16 protein-coding genes are annotated in these 15,465 nt (G+C 66.8%); 7 read left to right on the plus strand and 9 right to left on the minus strand.

Annotated features, from left to right (window positions below; genetic code table 11):
- Positions 1-52 precede the first annotated feature (52 nt).
- The 3 genes from QQA13_RS04965 to QQA13_RS04975 all read left to right on the plus strand — a co-directional run bounded on the left by QQA13_RS04965 (position 53) and on the right by QQA13_RS04975 (position 2,451).
- Positions 53-1,114: an NADH:flavin oxidoreductase/NADH oxidase gene (locus tag QQA13_RS04965; RefSeq protein ID WP_108471170.1), complete on the plus strand. Its 1,062-nt coding sequence runs from the start codon at positions 53-55 to the stop codon at positions 1,112-1,114.
- A gap of 10 nt (positions 1,115-1,124) precedes the next feature.
- On the plus strand, positions 1,125-2,000 hold the full coding sequence (locus QQA13_RS04970; RefSeq protein ID WP_108471171.1) for a pirin family protein: 876 nt from the start codon (positions 1,125-1,127) through the stop codon (positions 1,998-2,000).
- 148 nt (positions 2,001-2,148) lie between these two features.
- The gene (locus QQA13_RS04975; protein ID WP_108471172.1) at positions 2,149-2,451 is read left to right on the plus strand and encodes a DUF962 domain-containing protein; all 303 of its coding nucleotides are present in this window, start codon (positions 2,149-2,151) and stop codon (positions 2,449-2,451) included.
- Positions 2,452-2,507: 56 nt separating this feature from the next.
- Here the strand turns inward: QQA13_RS04975 and QQA13_RS04980 are convergent, their stop codons facing one another.
- On the minus strand, positions 2,508-2,897 hold the full coding sequence (locus QQA13_RS04980) for a cytochrome c (RefSeq protein ID WP_108473102.1): 390 nt from the start codon (positions 2,895-2,897) through the stop codon (positions 2,508-2,510).
- A gap of 147 nt (positions 2,898-3,044) precedes the next feature.
- Here QQA13_RS04980 and QQA13_RS04985 point away from each other — a divergent pair, with 147 nt between their 5' ends.
- Entirely contained in the window at positions 3,045-3,833 is a 789-nt protein-coding gene (locus QQA13_RS04985) for a tRNA threonylcarbamoyladenosine dehydratase (protein WP_108473161.1), read from the plus strand.
- A gap of 32 nt (positions 3,834-3,865) precedes the next feature.
- Here QQA13_RS04985 and phbB read toward each other — a convergent pair whose 3' ends face one another.
- Together phbB and gluQRS are read right to left on the minus strand one after the other, a co-directional pair.
- Positions 3,866-4,606 carry an acetoacetyl-CoA reductase gene (gene phbB / locus QQA13_RS04990; protein WP_108473103.1) on the minus strand — a complete coding sequence of 247 codons (741 nt, stop codon included), beginning with the start codon at positions 4,604-4,606 and terminating at the stop codon, positions 3,866-3,868.
- 115 nt (positions 4,607-4,721) lie between these two features.
- Positions 4,722-5,588, minus strand: coding sequence for a tRNA glutamyl-Q(34) synthetase GluQRS (gluQRS, locus tag QQA13_RS04995; protein ID WP_108473104.1), 867 nt, complete (start codon positions 5,586-5,588; stop codon positions 4,722-4,724).
- A 103-nt stretch (positions 5,589-5,691) separates the two neighbouring features.
- Between gluQRS and htpX the strand changes: the two genes are divergently transcribed.
- The gene (gene htpX / locus QQA13_RS05000) at positions 5,692-6,585 is read left to right on the plus strand and encodes a protease HtpX (protein WP_108473105.1); all 894 of its coding nucleotides are present in this window, start codon (positions 5,692-5,694) and stop codon (positions 6,583-6,585) included.
- 177 nt (positions 6,586-6,762) lie between these two features.
- A complete protein-coding gene (gene htpG / locus QQA13_RS05005) occupies positions 6,763-8,631 on the plus strand; it encodes a molecular chaperone HtpG (RefSeq protein WP_108473162.1) in 1,869 nt (622 codons plus the stop codon).
- A 375-nt stretch (positions 8,632-9,006) separates the two neighbouring features.
- Here htpG and QQA13_RS05010 read toward each other — a convergent pair whose 3' ends face one another.
- The 3 genes from QQA13_RS05010 to QQA13_RS05020 all read right to left on the minus strand — a co-directional run bounded on the left by QQA13_RS05010 (position 9,007) and on the right by QQA13_RS05020 (position 11,090).
- Positions 9,007-9,891 carry an HNH endonuclease gene (locus QQA13_RS05010; protein WP_108473106.1) on the minus strand — a complete coding sequence of 295 codons (885 nt, stop codon included), beginning with the start codon at positions 9,889-9,891 and terminating at the stop codon, positions 9,007-9,009.
- Between the two features lie 41 nt (positions 9,892-9,932).
- Entirely contained in the window at positions 9,933-10,094 is a 162-nt protein-coding gene (locus tag QQA13_RS05015) for a hypothetical protein (RefSeq protein ID WP_234411399.1), read from the minus strand.
- A 426-nt stretch (positions 10,095-10,520) separates the two neighbouring features.
- Entirely contained in the window at positions 10,521-11,090 is a 570-nt protein-coding gene (locus QQA13_RS05020; RefSeq protein ID WP_108473107.1) for a hypothetical protein, read from the minus strand.
- A 212-nt stretch (positions 11,091-11,302) separates the two neighbouring features.
- Here QQA13_RS05020 and QQA13_RS05025 point away from each other — a divergent pair, with 212 nt between their 5' ends.
- Positions 11,303-11,926: a phosphatase PAP2 family protein gene (locus QQA13_RS05025; protein WP_108473108.1), complete on the plus strand. Its 624-nt coding sequence runs from the start codon at positions 11,303-11,305 to the stop codon at positions 11,924-11,926.
- Between the two features lie 18 nt (positions 11,927-11,944).
- Here the strand turns inward: QQA13_RS05025 and QQA13_RS05030 are convergent, their stop codons facing one another.
- From QQA13_RS05030 to QQA13_RS05040, 3 genes are all read right to left on the minus strand, one after another.
- The gene (locus QQA13_RS05030; RefSeq protein ID WP_199909885.1) at positions 11,945-12,565 is read right to left on the minus strand and encodes a DUF4124 domain-containing protein; all 621 of its coding nucleotides are present in this window, start codon (positions 12,563-12,565) and stop codon (positions 11,945-11,947) included.
- Between the two features lie 89 nt (positions 12,566-12,654).
- Positions 12,655-13,224 carry a nicotinamide riboside transporter PnuC gene (gene pnuC, locus QQA13_RS05035; protein WP_108473109.1) on the minus strand — a complete coding sequence of 190 codons (570 nt, stop codon included), beginning with the start codon at positions 13,222-13,224 and terminating at the stop codon, positions 12,655-12,657.
- Positions 13,225-13,237: 13 nt separating this feature from the next.
- Positions 13,238-15,421: a TonB-dependent siderophore receptor gene (locus tag QQA13_RS05040; RefSeq protein ID WP_108473110.1), complete on the minus strand. Its 2,184-nt coding sequence runs from the start codon at positions 15,419-15,421 to the stop codon at positions 13,238-13,240.
- Positions 15,422-15,465: the final 44 nt, after the last annotated feature.

Below are 15,465 nucleotides of genomic sequence, written 5' to 3' on the forward strand. Positions count from 1 at the left end.
TTCTCCGCGAGCTCGCCAGCATGTCGATGTGTCCAATCCGCCGGATGTCCCCATGAAACTGTTCGATCCCTTCACCCAACGCAGCCTGACCTTGCGCAACCGCTTCGTGGTGTCGCCGATGTGCGAGTACTCGGCCACTGACGGCGTGCCCAACGACTGGCACATGGTGCACCTGGGCAGTCGCGCGGTCGGCGGCGCCGCGCTGGTGATCGCCGAGGCTTCGGCGGTCTCCGCACAGGGCCGCATCTCGCCGCAGGACACCGGCCTGTGGAACCAGGCCCAGCAGGACGCGTGGCAGCCGATCACCCGCTTCATCAAGACGCATGGCGCGATCGCCGGCGTGCAACTGGCGCATGCCGGGCGCAAGGCCAGCACGCTGCGGCCGTGGGACGGGCATGGCCCGGTGCCGGCCGGGCAGGGCGACTGGCTTACCGTGGCGCCGTCGGCGCTGCCGTTCGATGCCGGCTGGCCGGCGCCGCAAGCGCTGGACGAAGCCGGCATCCAGGCGGTGATCGCGGACTTCCGCGCCGCCGCGCAGCGAGCGCTGGCAGCCGGCTTCGAATTGATCGAAGTGCATGCGGCGCATGGCTACCTGCTGCACCAGTTCCTGTCGCCGCTGAGCAACCGGCGCGATGATCGCTACGGCGGCAGCTTCGAAAACCGCACCCGCCTGGTGCGCGAGGTGATCGTCGCCGTACGCGAAGTGTGGCCGGCCGAACTGCCGCTATGGCTGCGCCTCTCGGCCACCGACTGGGCGGACGAAGGCGGCTGGGACATCGGCCAGAGCATCGAACTGGCGCGCCAGGTGAAACCGTTGGGCGTGGACCTGATCGATGTCTCCAGCGGCGGCCTGCTGCCGCACGCGAAGATCCCGCTGGCGCCGGGCTACCAGGTGCCGTTCGCGGCGCAGATCCGGCGCGAGGCGGGTGTCGCCACCGGCGCGGTGGGCCTGATCACCGGCGCGGAGCAGGCCGCGCAGATCGTCGCCAACGGCGATGCCGACGTGGTGCTGATCGCCCGCGAGAGCCTGCGCGACCCGTACTTCCCGCGCCGTGCGGCGCAGCAGCTGGGTGCGAAGATCGACGCGCCGGTGCAATATCAACGAGCCTGGTGAGGAGCGCGCGATGGAAGCCACCCCGATGCTGATTGCCGATGCCCGCGTGCACGATCTGGGCGACGGCTTCATGGTGCGCCGCATGCTGCCGGTGTTGCAGGCGCGCCACGTCGGCCCGTTCGTGTTCTTCGATCACATCGGGCCGGCCACGTTCGCCGCCGGCAAGGGCATGGACGTGCGGCCGCATCCGCACATCGGCCTGGCCACGGTGACCTGGCTGTTCGACGGCGTGATCCGCCATCGCGACAGCCTCGGCAGCCTGGCCGATATCCACCCCGGCGCAGTGAACTGGATGACTTCCGGTCACGGCATCACCCATTCCGAACGCACGCCGCCGGAGGCGCGCCAGGGCGGCCAGTTGCTGCACGGCATCCAGGTCTGGGTGGCATTGCCGCAAGCCGATGCCGAGGTGGATCCGGAGTTCCATCACCACGACCGTGCTGCGCTGCCGAAGATCCGCCAGCCCGGCATGGAGGCCGTGTTGATTGCCGGCACGGCCTACGGCGAGCGCTCACCGGTGAAGGTGTTCGCGCCGATGTTCTTCCTGGAAGTGCAACTGGCCGCGGGCGCCGAACTGGCCTTCCCGCCGGAGCACGACGAGCGCGGTGTGCATGTCGTCGAGGGTGCCGTCCGCTGGGGCGAACTGGAGGTCCGTGCGCAACAGATGGCGGTGCAGGCAGGTCCCGCCGCGCCGCCGCTGCGCGCGCAGGAAGCGAGCCGCCTGATGCTGTTCGGCGGTGCGCCGCTGGATGGCGAACGGCACCTGTGGTGGAACTTCGTGGCCAGCACGCGCGAGCGCATCGAGCAGGCCAAGGCCGACTGGCGCGAGGGGCGCTTCCCGAATGTGCCCGGCGATGACAAGGAATTCATCCCGCTGCCGGAGTAGGCGCACGCGGATTGCCTTGCTTCGTAGGGCGGACCCTGTCCGCCGCTCTCGGCTTCAACAAGGCAAAGGCCCGCGGCAGTGCCCGCCCTGCAGCGCGCACGGATCGGTTGAGTGGCAGAATCGGCGCATCCCGTCGCGGAGTCGAAACATGTCCGGCTACAGCAGCTTCGCCGAGTTCTATCCGTTCTACCTCAGCGAGCACGGCAACCGCATTTGCCGCCGGATGCACTTCATCGGCAGCACGCTGGTGCTGGCGATGATCGTGCTGGCCCTGGCGAGCGGCCAGTTGCGCTGGCTGTGGCTGGCGCCGGTGTTCGGTTACGGCTTTGCCTGGATCGGCCACTTCGGGTTCGAGAAGAATCGCCCGGCCACGTTCAAGCACCCGCTGTACAGCCTGATGGGCGACTGGGTGATGTACGGCCAGATGCTGCGCGGCAAGATCCGCTTTTGACGATTTTCTCCCTCCCCTGCAGGCAGGGGAGGGCCGGGGTGGGGTCGCTTTTCGCCTCAGCGATACTGCTGGTGGCAGCTCTTGCAGGTTTCGCCGACCGGCTTGACCGCCGCGGCCAGCGCCTCGCAGGTAGCCGGTGCTGCCTGCACCGCCTGCTGCAGGCGGTTCTGCAACTGGCTGGCGTCGTCGGTGAAGGCCTTTTCGTCGATGCCGAACACCGGGGTAATGTCCGTGGCGGTGGACTGCAGGCGGGCCAGGTGGTGCTGCACCTTGGCCGGGTCGCACTGCTTCGCCTTGATCGCGTTCTTCAATTCGCCCATGTGGTAGCCCATGGTTTCCATCACGGCCTTCGGCATCGGGTTGCGCGCGGCCAGCGCATTCATCACGTTGGCGGTGCCGATCACGCCGATCACCAGGCCGAGCAGGATCATCAGAGCTACGCGCATTGCCACGATTCCAAGGATGAAGAGTCCGCAAGGATAGCTTGTGCAGACGCGTCGCAGCCACGCGGGCGCGATAAAATGGCGGATACGCAGCAGCAAGGCAGACCTGTGACACACGCGGATATGACCCCGGACACCAGTGGCGACGCCATGCGCGAGGCGACCTTTCCGGCCGAACGCTTTGCCGGCGTCGAGCGCCTGTACGGCAGCGGCAGCGTGGCGACGCTGTCGCGCGCGCATGTCTGCGTGATCGGCATCGGTGGCGTCGGTTCGTGGGCGGTCGAAGCACTGGCGCGCAGCGGCGTGGGCCGGCTTACCCTGATCGACGCGGACGAGGTCTGCGTGTCCAACACCAACCGCCAGCTGCATGCGCTGGATGGTGAGTACGGCAAGTCGAAGGTGGGCGTGATGGCGGCGCGGGCGCACGCGATCAACCCGACGATCCGGCTGGAGGCGGTCGAGCGTTTCCTCACCCCGTCCACCCTGGACGAACTGCTTGATCGCGGTTACGACCTGGTGCTGGATGCCTGCGACGCGTTCCGGGTGAAGCTCGAAACCATCGCCTGGTGCCGCCGGCGCAAGCTGCCGATCGTCAGCGTGGGCTCGGCCGGCGGACGCACCGACCCCACCCAGATCCGCGTGCGCGACCTGTCGCGCACCGAGCACGACGCGATGTTCAGCCTGATCCGCAAGAAGCTCCGCACCGACTTCAACTTTCCGCGCAACCCGGATCGCTACTTCGGCGTGTCAGCCGTCTATTCGCTGCAGAACGTGCAGTATCCGCAGCCTGACGGCACCGTCTGCGGCACCCGCCCGCCCGGCGGCGACGCGTTGAACCTGGCCTGCGGTGGTGGCCTCGGTGCGGCCACCCACGTCACCGGCGCGTTTGCGTTCGCGGCGGTAGGCAAGGTGCTGGAGAAGCTGTTGGCTTCCCCGTAGGAGCCCACCGGTGGGCTCCTACTAGGGGGCGATCACCAGCCCATGTAATGCCCGCCGTTGATCGCCAGGTTGGCGCCGGTGATCCAGGCGGCCTGGTCGCCGGTGAAGAACGCCACCGCGTGGGCGATCTCGTCCGGCCGGCCGAGGCGGCCCACCGGGATTTGCGCCACGATCTTCTCGCGCACTTCCTCCGGCACTGCCATCACCATGTCGGTGCCGACGTAGCCGGGCGAGACGGTATTCACGGTGATGCCGAACTTCGCGTTCTCCTGCGCCAGCGAGATGGTGAAGCCGTGCATGCCGGCCTTCGCCGCGGCGTAGTTGGCCTGGCCGTACTGGCCCTTCTGGCCGTTGATCGAACTGATCTGCACGATGCGGCCCCACTTGCGCGCGCGCATGCCCTCGATCACCGGACGGGTGACGTTGAAGCAGGCGTTCAAGTTGGTGTTGATCACGTCCGTCCACTGCTGGTAGTTCATCTTGTGGAAGGTGGTGTCACGGGTGATACCGGCATTGTTGACCAGGATGTCGACCGCCCCGCACTTTTCTTCCAGGGCGCGGATCATCGCCTCGCAGGCGACCGGATCGGAGACGTCGCCGGACACCATGCACACCTCGATGCCGTCCGCCGCCATCGCCTTGCGCCAGGCTTCGGCCTTGCCCGGGTCACGATAATTGGTGGCCACCCGGTGCCCCTGTCCGGCGAGGTAGCGGATGATCGCGCTGCCGATGCCGCCGGTGCCGCCTGTGACCAATGCCGTGCGCTGAGTCATGTCCTTGAATCTCCTGTGCAGGTGTAGCGGAGGGCTGTCTGTCGTACCGGATCATGGCGGCGACATGTTTCAGCCATGGCCGCGGGGCGCCGATGCGTTTTGCATTTATAGCGTTTCAGGCGAAGGAGTGATCGCTGCAATGCGGCAATTGCGCCGGATCGAAGTTCGCCAGCGCCTGCGCCAGCAGGTCGCGGGCATCCGCCGCCGCGGCCGGCGCCGGTACCCGCAGGAACGCCAGCGCCCGCCGCAGCGCCGGCAGCGGGTCGGCCGGGTCGACGGGGAAGGCCTGTTCGGACTTCGACAGCTTGCGTCCCTCGCCATCCAGCACCAGCGGCAGGTGGCGATACGCCGGCGTGCGCAGCCCCAGGCAACGCTGCAGCCAGATCTGCCGCGCGGTGGAGTCGAGCAGGTCCTGCCCGCGCACCACCTCGGTGACGCCCTGGTACGCGTCGTCGACCACGCAGGCGAGCTGGTACGAATGGAACCCCTCGACCCGGCGGATCACGAAGTCGCCCACCTCTTCGCGCAGGTTCTGCCGCTGTGGGCCCTGCAGGGCGTCGTCGAATTCGATGGTGATGTCCGGCACGCGCAAGCGCCAGGCCGGTGGTTGACCGGCCTGTGGTGGCGCGATGCAGCGGCCGTCGCGATGAATGCCACCCGTCCCGGCCAGCTCGGCGCGACTGCACCAGCACGGGAACACCTGCTGCGCCGCACGCAGTTGTTCGAACGCCGCTTCGTACGCCGCGATGCGTTGCGACTGGAGCAACGCCGGCGCGTCGGCGACCAGCCCGAACGCCGGCAGCGCGGCCAGGATGCTCGCGGCCGACCCGGGAACCTCGCGCGGCGGGTCGATGTCTTCCACCCGCAGCAGCCACTTGCCGCCGGCATGCCGCGCGCACAGCCAGCTGCCCACCGCGGCGACCAGCGAGCCGAAGTGCAGGTGTCCGGTGGGCGAGGGGGCGAAGCGGCCGCGATAGCTCATCGGCGCATCTTAGATGCCGTGCCGAACCCTTGAAAGCGCCGGCCGTCGCCCCGAATTTTCAATCCACCCCATCCCCTTCATGACTGCCACAAGAGAGACAGCCATGCGTCGCATCGCATTGTTCATTGGTACCAACCTTGCCGTTTTGCTCCTGCTGAGCATCGTCTGCCACCTGTTCGGCATCGACCAGATGGCTGCCGCCCGCGGCTACGGCGGCATGGGCGGCCTGCTGGCCTACGCCGCCGTGTTCGGCATGGGCGGCGCGTTCATTTCGCTGGCGATGTCCAAGACGATCGCCAAGTGGTCCACCGGCGCGCGGGTGATCGAGCAGCCGCAGAACGAGACCGAGCGCTGGCTGGTCGACACCGTGCGCCGCCACGCGCAGAACGCCGGCATCGGCATGCCCGAGGTGGCGATCTACGACGCGCCGGAAATGAACGCGTTCGCCACCGGCATGACCAGGAACAGTTCGCTGGTGGCGGTCAGTTCCGGCCTGCTGCAGCAGATGAACCGTGACCAGGTCGGCGCCGTGCTCGGCCACGAGATCGGCCACGTGGCGAACGGCGACATGGTCACCCTGACCCTGATCCAGGGTGTATTGAACACGCTGGTGATCCTGGCCGCGCGCATCGTCGGGCGGCTGGTCGACAGCTGGATGAGCGGCGGCCGCGACAGCCGCGAAGGTGGCGGCGGCATCGGCTATTTCGTGGTGGTGATGGTGCTGCAACTGGTGTTCGGCCTGTTCGCCTCGATGATCGTGGCTGCGTTCTCGCGCTGGCGCGAGTTCCGCGCCGACGCGGCGGGTGCACAGTTCGCCGGCCGCGGCGCGATGATCTCGGCGCTGCAGCGGCTGCAGGCCAACCACGGCGAAAACACGCTGCCGCAGACGATCGCCGCGTTCGGCATCTCCGGCCCGCTGGCCGATGGCTTCAAGCGGCTGTTCATGAGCCACCCGCCGCTGGAGGAGCGCATCGCCGCGCTGCAGAGCGGCCGCTGACCGCCGCCGCCTTTCTCCCTCCCCTGCTCGCAGGGGAGGGCCGGGGTGGGGTTCGTTCTTGATCTTGATCTTGATCTGAACAGCCAGGATCAAAGGCGACCCCCTGCCAACCTCCCCCTGCATGCAGGGGGAGGAGTCAAAATGTCCATCGTCAACTTCAGTACGGAACATCCACGCATGAACGCACCCGCCGAAACCCGCAAGTTCGAAGCCGAAGTCGCCCAAGTGCTGCACCTGGTCACCCACTCGCTGTACTCGCACAAGGAAATCTTCCTGCGCGAGTTGATCTCCAACGCCTCCGACGCCTGCGACAAGCTGCGCTTCGAGTCGATCGCCAAGCCGGAACTGTCCGCCGGCGACAGCGAGCTGCATATCGACGTCAGCTGGGATCCGGACGCGCGCACCGTCACTGTGCGCGACAACGGCATCGGCATGAACCGCGACGAGGTGGTGGCCAACATCGGCACCATCGCCAGCTCCGGCACGCGCCGCTTCCTGGAAGCGATGTCGGGCGAGCAGAAGGCGGACGCGCGCCTGATCGGCCAGTTCGGCGTGGGCTTCTATTCGGCCTTCGTGGTCGCCGACAAGGTTACCGTGCTCAGCCGCCGCGCCGATGCGCCCGCGGGCGAGGGCGTGAAGTGGGAGAGCGACGGCAAGGGCGAGTACTCGCTGGAGCCGATCGAACTGGCCGAGCGCGGCACCGCGGTGATCCTGCACCTCAAGGCCGACGAGGGCGAGTTCCTCAGCCGCTGGCAGCTGCGCGCGCTGATCACCCGTTACTCCGACCACGTGGCATTCCCGATCCGCATGCCGACCGAAAAGGACGGCAAGCCCACCGACGAGTTCGAGACCATCAACGCCGCCTCGGCGCTGTGGACCAAGCCGAAATCGGAGATCAGCGACGCGGACTACCAGAGCTTCTACAAGTCGCTCGGCCACGACTTCAACGACGCGCTGGCGTGGACGCACAACCGCGTCGAAGGCAGCCAGAGCTTCACCACCTTGCTGTACCTGCCGTCGCAGCCGCCGTTCGACCTGATGATGGGCGGTCGCGACGAGCGCAAGGGGCTCAAGCTCTACATCAAGCGCGTTTTCATCATGGACGCGGCCGAGGAGCTGCTGCCGAACTACCTGCGCTTCGTGCGCGGCGTGGTCGACGCCGATGACCTGCCGCTCAACGTCAGCCGCGAAATCCTGCAGCACAACCGCCAGCTCGATCGCATCAAGGCCGCCTGCGTCAAGCGCGTGCTGGACCTGATCGAGAAGCTGGCCAAGGACGAGCCGGAAAAGTTCGCGACCTTCTACAAGGCGTTCGGCAACACGCTGAAGGAAGGCATCAGCGAGGATGCCAACAACCGCGAGCGCATCGCCAAGCTGCTGCGCTTCGCCAGCACCAAGGGCGAAGGCACGGCGCAGAACGTCTCGCTGGACGACTACATCGGCCGCATGGCCGTCGGCCAGGACGCGATCTGGTACATCACCGCCGACAGCTACGCCGCCGCCGCCGGCAGCCCGCAGCTGGAAGCGTTCAAGGCCAAGGGCATCGAAGTGCTGCTGATGTCTGACCGCATCGACGAATGGATGATCGGCAGCTTGAGCGAGTACGAAGGCAAGAAGCTCAAGAGCGTTGCCAAGGGCGAAGTGCCGCTGGACGAGGCCGACAAGAAGAAGCAGGAAGAGGCCACCAAGGAAGCCGAGCCGCTGCTGAAGAAGCTCAAGGAACTGCTCGGCGATCGCGTGGGCGAGGTGAAGGTTTCGGCTCGCCTGACCGATTCACCGTCGTGTCTGGCGCTCTCCGATTACGAGATGGCGCCGCACCTGGCGCGGCTGCTGCGTGAGGCGGGGCAGGAGATGCCCGAGAGCAAGCCGACGCTGGAGATCAATCCGGCGCATGCGCTGGTCAGGCGGGTCGAGACCGAGGCGGATGAGGCGAAGGCTCGTGATCTGGCGATGTTGCTGCTGGAGCAGGCGGAAATTTCCGCCGGCGCGCAGTTGCCGGACCCGGCGGCGTTTGTGCAGCGGATGAACCGGGTGTTGATGGGGTAAGGCACGAAGCGCCCTGCTGATGTGAAAAGGCCGCCGATCTGGCGGCCTTTCATTGATGCCATCCCCGACTACTCGCCGCTCCATCCATCAACGTTCGTGATTCCAGCGTAGGCCGGAACCGCGTCATTCCCTCCACACCGTCATTCCGGCGAAGGCCGGAATCGCACTTGCCCTTGTCATTCGTGGCCAAGAGCTTTCGTCCGCCTTCGGCGCCCGGGTCACTTTTCACTTGCGTGGCCAAGAGAAAAGTAACTGAAAGAGAAGGCCGCCCCGCTTGGCGCTTGCCGCCCATCCAGGGGTGGCAAGTCCATGAGTCGCCTCACCAAGGGTTCCGAAACAAGGGTCGGTGCCGACTTCTTGCAGGCAAACTCGTGGCTAATGCTTGAAGCAGTGGTCGCGGTGCCACGCAAGGTAGGTGGCGTGAGGTCGAAGTTCGGGGTTGATTGGTATTCGTAACTTTCGATCTGGCAAGATCAACTTATCGAGCGCATCGGGTATGCCATGGGGTGAAAGCAAAATGGTGTAGTCGTCGGCGAAGCTTAGTAGACCTCGGTCGAACAACCAGTGGGCCGTGCCGGTAAGGGCGATACCGTTGCGAACGGTGTCGGGGCCATCAGCTTCGACCGAGCGGATATGCGCGGCTTGTACCTCGGGGCGGCCACCTCCGTTGATCAATCGCAGGCCGGTGACGGCGCAGGTGTTAGCGTAGGCGCTTCGGACGTGTCGTCGGAAGGCAACGTCTCGGAACTTCCGCAGACCAACCTGCTCGACGAGTGGATGGATGATGTATTCGGGTACGGGTTCGGCCACTCGGTCAGCCAGCTCCCAAGGTTCGGGTGCTACAGACATGCCTATCTGCACAATGCTTGCAAACTCATCTGGTGGAATCAGTCGGACAGAGCGACCAAACGCGCCCCTGTTGGAAGAGCCGTCTTCTTTCTGCAGGAGCGATTCGTAGTACTTAGCACCTTCGCGGAAAGGTACGGGTCGGTCAAACTCAAGGAAATTCTGCAGATGCGCGTAGTAGTGGTCTGCGCGCTCCGGGTCCTGCGTAACGCTCATCACCTGAGCAATCGCGAAATATGCCTGCCGGCCGGTAGCACTGTTCGGGCCGGCAGTTCTTCGCGGCTCGTAGTAGATGATCCAGTCGCCGACCGCCGCCTCAATCTGGCGCAGGTAGGTACGAGGAAAGTGATAACGCACCTCGATGAGATCGTCGTACGCCGAGCTTTCCGAAGCGGTGAATATCGCGTTGGCCATGCTGCTCCCCTAAGCGATACCAGGTTAAGGTAAAAGCGGCGCTAAAGGAGGATGGCGTGGGACAGAACCGGGTTGTCGAGTGACGCGAGGTACCAGCTGATGCCGTGTCGTATCGCGACATACCCGATCAGGCCGATCAGGATGCCGAGCCACCATGGCATGGCCGCGACCTGTTCGAAGCCGCTTTTCGTGCGTTTGGCCATTTCACTCCCCCTGAGCGATCCCTGGCGCGGCCACCGTACTGCAAACCTCTGTGCGGAAAAACCGGCTGGCCACGCCGGAACATCCGTTCGCAACAGTTTTATCCCGGCGTGCAAGGCGAAAACTCCGAAGCGCAAGGCTGCGGAAGCTTGCACGCGGAGATCAAGGCGCTGCGGCCGGAGTTGTCGGCGTGGCGGGCAAGACTTGCCGCCTTGCGTCCGGGGCTTCGAGCCTTGCGGTTTCACGCCCCGGAGCCTTGCATGCGGAGTTCGAAGGCTTGCGCGAAAGGCTCAAGGCGTCATGCGGGAAGCCAGAGGCCTTGTGCGCCGAGTCCGGAAGTTCGGCGTATCGCGTCCGACACCCTTGTGATTGAGGCTACGGGGCTTGCGCGCAAGGCATTGAACCTTGCGCATGACCGCCACGCAGGTTCAGTGGCCGGGTGCGGGAGCGCGCGCGGGCGCAGCGGCGGGGGCGTTGCGCATCGTGTTCTGGATGGCGGGCATGGGCGTGGACCGATAGCCCTGGCTGTTCCAGTTCCGGCTCATGTCGCGGTTGTCACCGTAGCGCAGCCGCACCTCGCGGTTGAAGGAACCCTGGCTGGCGAGCGCCAGCCGGTGGCCGTCGATGTGCACCCAGTACCAGGAACCGGGAGGTACCGGGGAACTGGACACGTAGGCGAACTGGACGTCGTAGTCGCCCTCCTGGCGAGGTGTCGCCCGCAGCGCCAGGTTGGCGATGAACTGGCTGGCCACGGGGCGCCCGTGTTCGGTGGCCGGCTTGCTGATCAGTTCGTCCAGGTTCTGGCGCAGCAACCGGTTGAGCCGTGGCGAAAGCTCCGTGGCCGGCGAGGCGTTGGTGACCTTGCCCTGGGCGTTCACCTGCACCAGCACCGGCAGGACCTTGGGCCTGAATTGGTTGAGCGAACCGGAGGAAGCCATGGCAACGCCGGTTCCGGCGAGCAGCATGCCGAGCAGCAGGGGTAGCTGAATGGATTTCATGACAGCCTCCTCGGGTCATCGTTGGGGGCGGCGCGAGCACGGTGCAGCGCCCTGCTCTCCAATATCGCCACTGTCCTCTGCCCCGGCTACCTCGTCAATCGGAAGCGGTCTGCCGGAACCGCGTACTGGCCCGTTCCAAAAGCCAGCTGAAAGGCGAGCCGCGTAGCTTGCGGCGGAAAGGCAGGCGCTGCCTGCCATGTGGGAGCCGCGAGATGCCTGCATTTCGATCCTGGTTCTTCGTCGTCGCCATCCTGCTTTCGGGCGGCGTCCATGCGGGAGGCGGCCCCTTCGAGATCGACCACCGCATCCATTACGACAACAGCGGCATCTGGAAGCGCACCAACCAGAATGTGCTGATGTACGGCACGATCACGGCAGTCTTCGGGGGCGCGCTGGCCTTTGGCGACAACGACCAGCTGGGCGACACGTTCTGGCGCTCGGTGGACGCCATGGCGGTTACCGGCCTCAGTGCCGAGGCGATGAAATACACGTTCCAACGCAAGCGGCCATCGCAGACCGACGACCCTAACGACTTCTTTGCCGGCAGCCACGCGCAGAGCTTTCCCAGCGGGGAAGTGGCGGCGATCTCGGCGGCGGTCACGCCGTTCATCGTCACCTATGGCCGCGACCATCCGGCCGTGTACGCGTTGGCCCTGCTGCCGGTCTACGACGCAGTGGCGCGGGTGAAGACGCGTGGCCACTGGCAGAGTGACGTGCTGGTCGGCGCCGCACTGGGCACCGGGATCGGCCTGTGGGCGGCGCACCGGGACTCGCCGCTGATCGTCAGCTGGCTGCCGGGCGGTTTCAAGGTGGGTTTCATTCACCGGTTCAAGTAAGCGCGGTACGCCGCCGCCTCAGCACTGCGTGCGGCCGCCGGCCAGCTGCTTGCATGGATGGAAGATCGGTTGGTCCGATACCGGTGGCGGCTGGTGGTCGCCGTCGTGGTCATGGTCGCGATGGCGGCGCGGGTATGGCGGCGCGACCCAGTAGGCGGGCGGGGCGTTGTAGACCGGCTGGCTCAGCTGGTTCTGGTAATCCGCGTTCTGCTGACGCAGCGCCTCGTTCTCGAGCTGCAGCCGATCGCGCTCCGCTGCCTGGTCGGCCAGCGCCTGCTGCTGTGCTTCTTCGGCCCGCTGCTGCGCTGCGTAGGCGTCGTCCGCATCGCGCTGGGCCTTTTCGTCCAGTGCCTGCTGGCGGGCCTCGACGCGTTGCCGGTAGAGCGCTTCGAGGTGGTGTGAAACCGCATAGCGCTTCGCCAGCTCGTCCTGGCCCAGGCGCAGGTAGCGGTCGATGACTTCGGTGTCGTCGGCCTGATGCAGCAGTTCGCCGCTGCCGCCCGGGCAGGGGTGGTCGGTGTAGGCGACCTGTCCGCCCTGCGTGCACTTGTAGATGTTCTGCGCACTGGCCGTTCCCGCGGCAGCCAGCAGCAGGATGGCGGCGTACAGGAACGGCATTCCACCCGGCAGGGTTTTCATCGTGGCATCCATCCGGCATCGGCGTTGCGTGCCGCCGTAGTGTCACCGCGACGGCGTTACGACGGGCTGAACATGCCGGGGCCTGGCTTTCAGGTCAAGGCCGGTGCCTGGTCCGCGCGCTGCCATGCGCGCAGCCCGATCACCGCCAGCAGCACGAAGCCGGCGTACAGCACCGAAGTGATCAGCAGGTGCTTGTAGACGTATTCGCCCACGTAGATCACGTCCACCACGATCCACAGCCACCACGCAGCAACGTGCCGCTTGGCCTGCCACCACTGCGCAACCAGGCTGAAGGCGGTCAGCGCCGCGTCCAGCCAGGGCAGGGCAGCGTCGGTGCGGTAGTGCATGAAGGCGCCCAAGGCCAGCGCGCCGAGGCTGCCGATTGCCAGGTGCGCGAGCGCCTGTCGCGGCGGCAGCGCGGCCACTTCCACGCGGCCGTCCTCGCCCATGTGCTGTAGCCAGCGGTACCAGCCGTAGCCGATCAGCAGCGCGAACGCCAGCTGCAGCAGCGCGTCGGAGTAGAGCCTGGCGTCGACGAACACCCACGTGTAGGCCAGCACCGAGGCCAGTCCCACCGGCCAGCACCACGGACGGCGGCGGGCGGTGAGCCAGACGGCCCAGGCGCTGACCAGCGCGGCGGCAAGTTCGACCCAGGTCATGGCTGCCGGCCGCTCAGAACGCGTACGTCACGGACAGCCGGGCCAGCCGCGGTGCGCCCGGGAACAGGTAGCTGTCGCCGCCGGAGTTGCCGGTGTCGCGCCAGTAGAAGTGGTTGAATACGTTGTCGACGCTGAGCCGCCAGGTCAGCGCATGGCCGTTCCACTGGCTGGCGTAGCGCAGGCCGGCATCGAACACGTGGTACGCCGGCACGCGGGTCAGACCGTTCGGCGTGGCCACGTTGGGGCTGGCGTAGCGCCAGCCGCCGAGCAGGCCGAACCGGGGCGCGAACGGCAGGCGGTAGTCGACATACAACGCGCTGCGCAGGCGCGGCACGTTGACCACCTGGTGGCCTTCGTAGCTGGGGGCGCCGGTGCCTTCGGCGCGCGCCCGGATCAGGTTGAGGCTGGCGGTGAGGCGCAGGTTGTCGGTGAGCTGGCCGGCGGCGTTGAGTTCCACGCCGCTGTGCACCTCGTTGCCCTGCTGCACGAAGGTGAAGCCTGCGGCGGTGCTGTCCGGCCGGGCGAACTGGTACGGCTGGCGGAGGCGGTACAGCGCGGCCGAGAGGCTCAGCGCGTCGCTCCAGGCGTACTTCACGCCGGCTTCGGCCTGGCGCGCCAGCAGCGGGGCCAGCGTGGTGCCGCCGTTGGAGGTCCAGTACGGCGCCTCGTTGCCCAGCGACAGGCTTTCGCTGTAGCTGACGTAGGTGGTCAATTGCGTGGTGGGCTGCCACAGCACGGCGGCCTGCGGCAGGAATTTGCCCAGGCGGGTGTCACGTTCGGGTGTGCCGGCGTCGTCGTAGGCGCGCTCGTGCAGGCGCACGTAACGGCCGCCGAGCAGCACCTGCCACTGCGGACCGAGATGCACGCGATCCAGCGCGAACACCGAATGCTGCCAGCTGGTCAGCCGCCGCGCCGACGCGCCGGGCTGGTTCGGCGACGGCGCGAAGTAGGGCGGATCGACCTGATCGATGTTGGCGGTGCCGACGTAGTCGTAGACGTAGGGGCGCTGGTCGATGGTGCGGCGGAACGCGCTGGCGCCGACGCTGACTTCGTGGTTGAGCGAACCGGTGTCGAACGAACCCTTCACCACGGCGCGCGCCTCGTCGTTGACGCGGGTGTCGTCGGGGCTGCGGTAGTCGTAGACGTCGTAGTCGCCGTTGGGTGCGAAGAACCAGCCGGGCGTGGCGCCGCTGGCGCAGTCCGGCGAATAGAAGCAGCCGTAGGCGAACGCCACGTTGTCGTCGATCACCACATGGCTGTGGCCAGCCGACAATTGCGCACTCCATCGGTCGCTGAAGCGATAGTCGAAGCGCAGCGTGCTGTTGCTGGCGTCGATGCCTACCGGCTGCTGCCACGGCTCGAAGCCGAGCATGCGCGTGCGGCTGGGATGCGCCGGAATCGTGCTGCCGCCGAGCAACTGGTAGCCGGAGACCGAGCGCTGTCCGCTGGTCTGGTAGTTGGTGTCCAGCCGCAGCGTGGCGTTCGCACTGATCTTCCAGTCGGCGGCCAGCGAGAAGAACGTGCGTCGGCCGTCGGCGTGCCGCACGTAGGAGTTCATGTCCTCGTGCGCCGCATTCACGCGCACGCCGAAGTTGGGCGTCAGCCAGCCGCCCACATCCAGCGCGAGGTAACGCGAGCCGTGCGAGTCGGTGCCGACGGTGGCAGTGTGCACGTCGGCCGGGCGCTTGCTGACGTAATTGATCAGCCCGCCCGGCGCGACCACGCCCGCTTCGAGGCCGCCCAGGCCCTTGAGGATCTCCACGCGCTGCTTGTCTTCCAGCGGCTGCAGCTGTTCGCCGGCCATGCTCATTTCGTTGAAGCGGAAGCCGGTGGCCGGATCCAGCGCATAACCGCGGATCGCGATGTCCTGGTAATAGCCGACCGGCGCGTAGTTGTCGCCCAGCGCGGCGTCGGCGCGGGCCAGCTCGCTCAGGGTGCGCGGCTGGCGGTCGTCGATCTGGTCGCGGGTGATCACCGTGATCGCGGCGGGCGTGTCCTGCAGCGGCGCGTTGCCGAAGCTGCCGAAGGTGTCCAGCTGCGAGTTGTCGGCGTGGTAGCCGCTGGCGCTGTCGGCCTGCACGTGCACCGGCGCCAGCCGCGTGGCCTGCGGTTTGTCGGTGGTGTCGCCGGCATGGACGGGCGCCATGGCCGCGAGCAGGGCGAGGATCAGGGGGGTGCGGGGAAATGGCATCGTCATCGTCGTCGTCAAGGGAGTACGGACGAAGCGACGGCGACCCGGCT

This window comes from Rhodanobacter thiooxydans (assembly GCF_030291135.1).
Lineage (GTDB): Bacteria > Pseudomonadota > Gammaproteobacteria > Xanthomonadales > Rhodanobacteraceae > Rhodanobacter > Rhodanobacter thiooxydans_A.

What these genes read in the sequence shown, in the direction of transcription:
- QQA13_RS04965 (WP_108471170.1), top strand. Translation starts at nt 53, where the DNA reads ATGAAACTGTTCGATCCCTTCACCCAACGCAGCCTGACCTTGCGCAAC.
- QQA13_RS04970 (WP_108471171.1), top strand. Translation starts at nt 1,125, where the DNA reads ATGGAAGCCACCCCGATGCTGATTGCCGATGCCCGCGTGCACGATCTG.
- QQA13_RS04975 (WP_108471172.1), top strand. Translation starts at nt 2,149, where the DNA reads ATGTCCGGCTACAGCAGCTTCGCCGAGTTCTATCCGTTCTACCTCAGC.
- QQA13_RS04980 (WP_108473102.1), bottom strand. Translation starts at nt 2,897, where the DNA reads ATGCGCGTAGCTCTGATGATCCTGCTCGGCCTGGTGATCGGCGTGATC.
- QQA13_RS04985 (WP_108473161.1), top strand. Translation starts at nt 3,045, where the DNA reads ATGCGCGAGGCGACCTTTCCGGCCGAACGCTTTGCCGGCGTCGAGCGC.
- phbB (WP_108473103.1), bottom strand. Translation starts at nt 4,606, where the DNA reads ATGACTCAGCGCACGGCATTGGTCACAGGCGGCACCGGCGGCATCGGC.
- gluQRS (WP_108473104.1), bottom strand. Translation starts at nt 5,588, where the DNA reads ATGAGCTATCGCGGCCGCTTCGCCCCCTCGCCCACCGGACACCTGCAC.
- htpX (WP_108473105.1), top strand. Translation starts at nt 5,692, where the DNA reads ATGCGTCGCATCGCATTGTTCATTGGTACCAACCTTGCCGTTTTGCTC.
- htpG (WP_108473162.1), top strand. Translation starts at nt 6,763, where the DNA reads ATGAACGCACCCGCCGAAACCCGCAAGTTCGAAGCCGAAGTCGCCCAA.
- QQA13_RS05010 (WP_108473106.1), bottom strand. Translation starts at nt 9,891, where the DNA reads ATGGCCAACGCGATATTCACCGCTTCGGAAAGCTCGGCGTACGACGAT.
- QQA13_RS05015 (WP_234411399.1), bottom strand. Translation starts at nt 10,094, where the DNA reads ATGGCCAAACGCACGAAAAGCGGCTTCGAACAGGTCGCGGCCATGCCA.
- QQA13_RS05020 (WP_108473107.1), bottom strand. Translation starts at nt 11,090, where the DNA reads ATGAAATCCATTCAGCTACCCCTGCTGCTCGGCATGCTGCTCGCCGGA.
- QQA13_RS05025 (WP_108473108.1), top strand. Translation starts at nt 11,303, where the DNA reads ATGCCTGCATTTCGATCCTGGTTCTTCGTCGTCGCCATCCTGCTTTCG.
- QQA13_RS05030 (WP_199909885.1), bottom strand. Translation starts at nt 12,565, where the DNA reads ATGAAAACCCTGCCGGGTGGAATGCCGTTCCTGTACGCCGCCATCCTG.
- pnuC (WP_108473109.1), bottom strand. Translation starts at nt 13,224, where the DNA reads ATGACCTGGGTCGAACTTGCCGCCGCGCTGGTCAGCGCCTGGGCCGTC.
- QQA13_RS05040 (WP_108473110.1), bottom strand. Translation starts at nt 15,421, where the DNA reads ATGACGATGCCATTTCCCCGCACCCCCCTGATCCTCGCCCTGCTCGCG.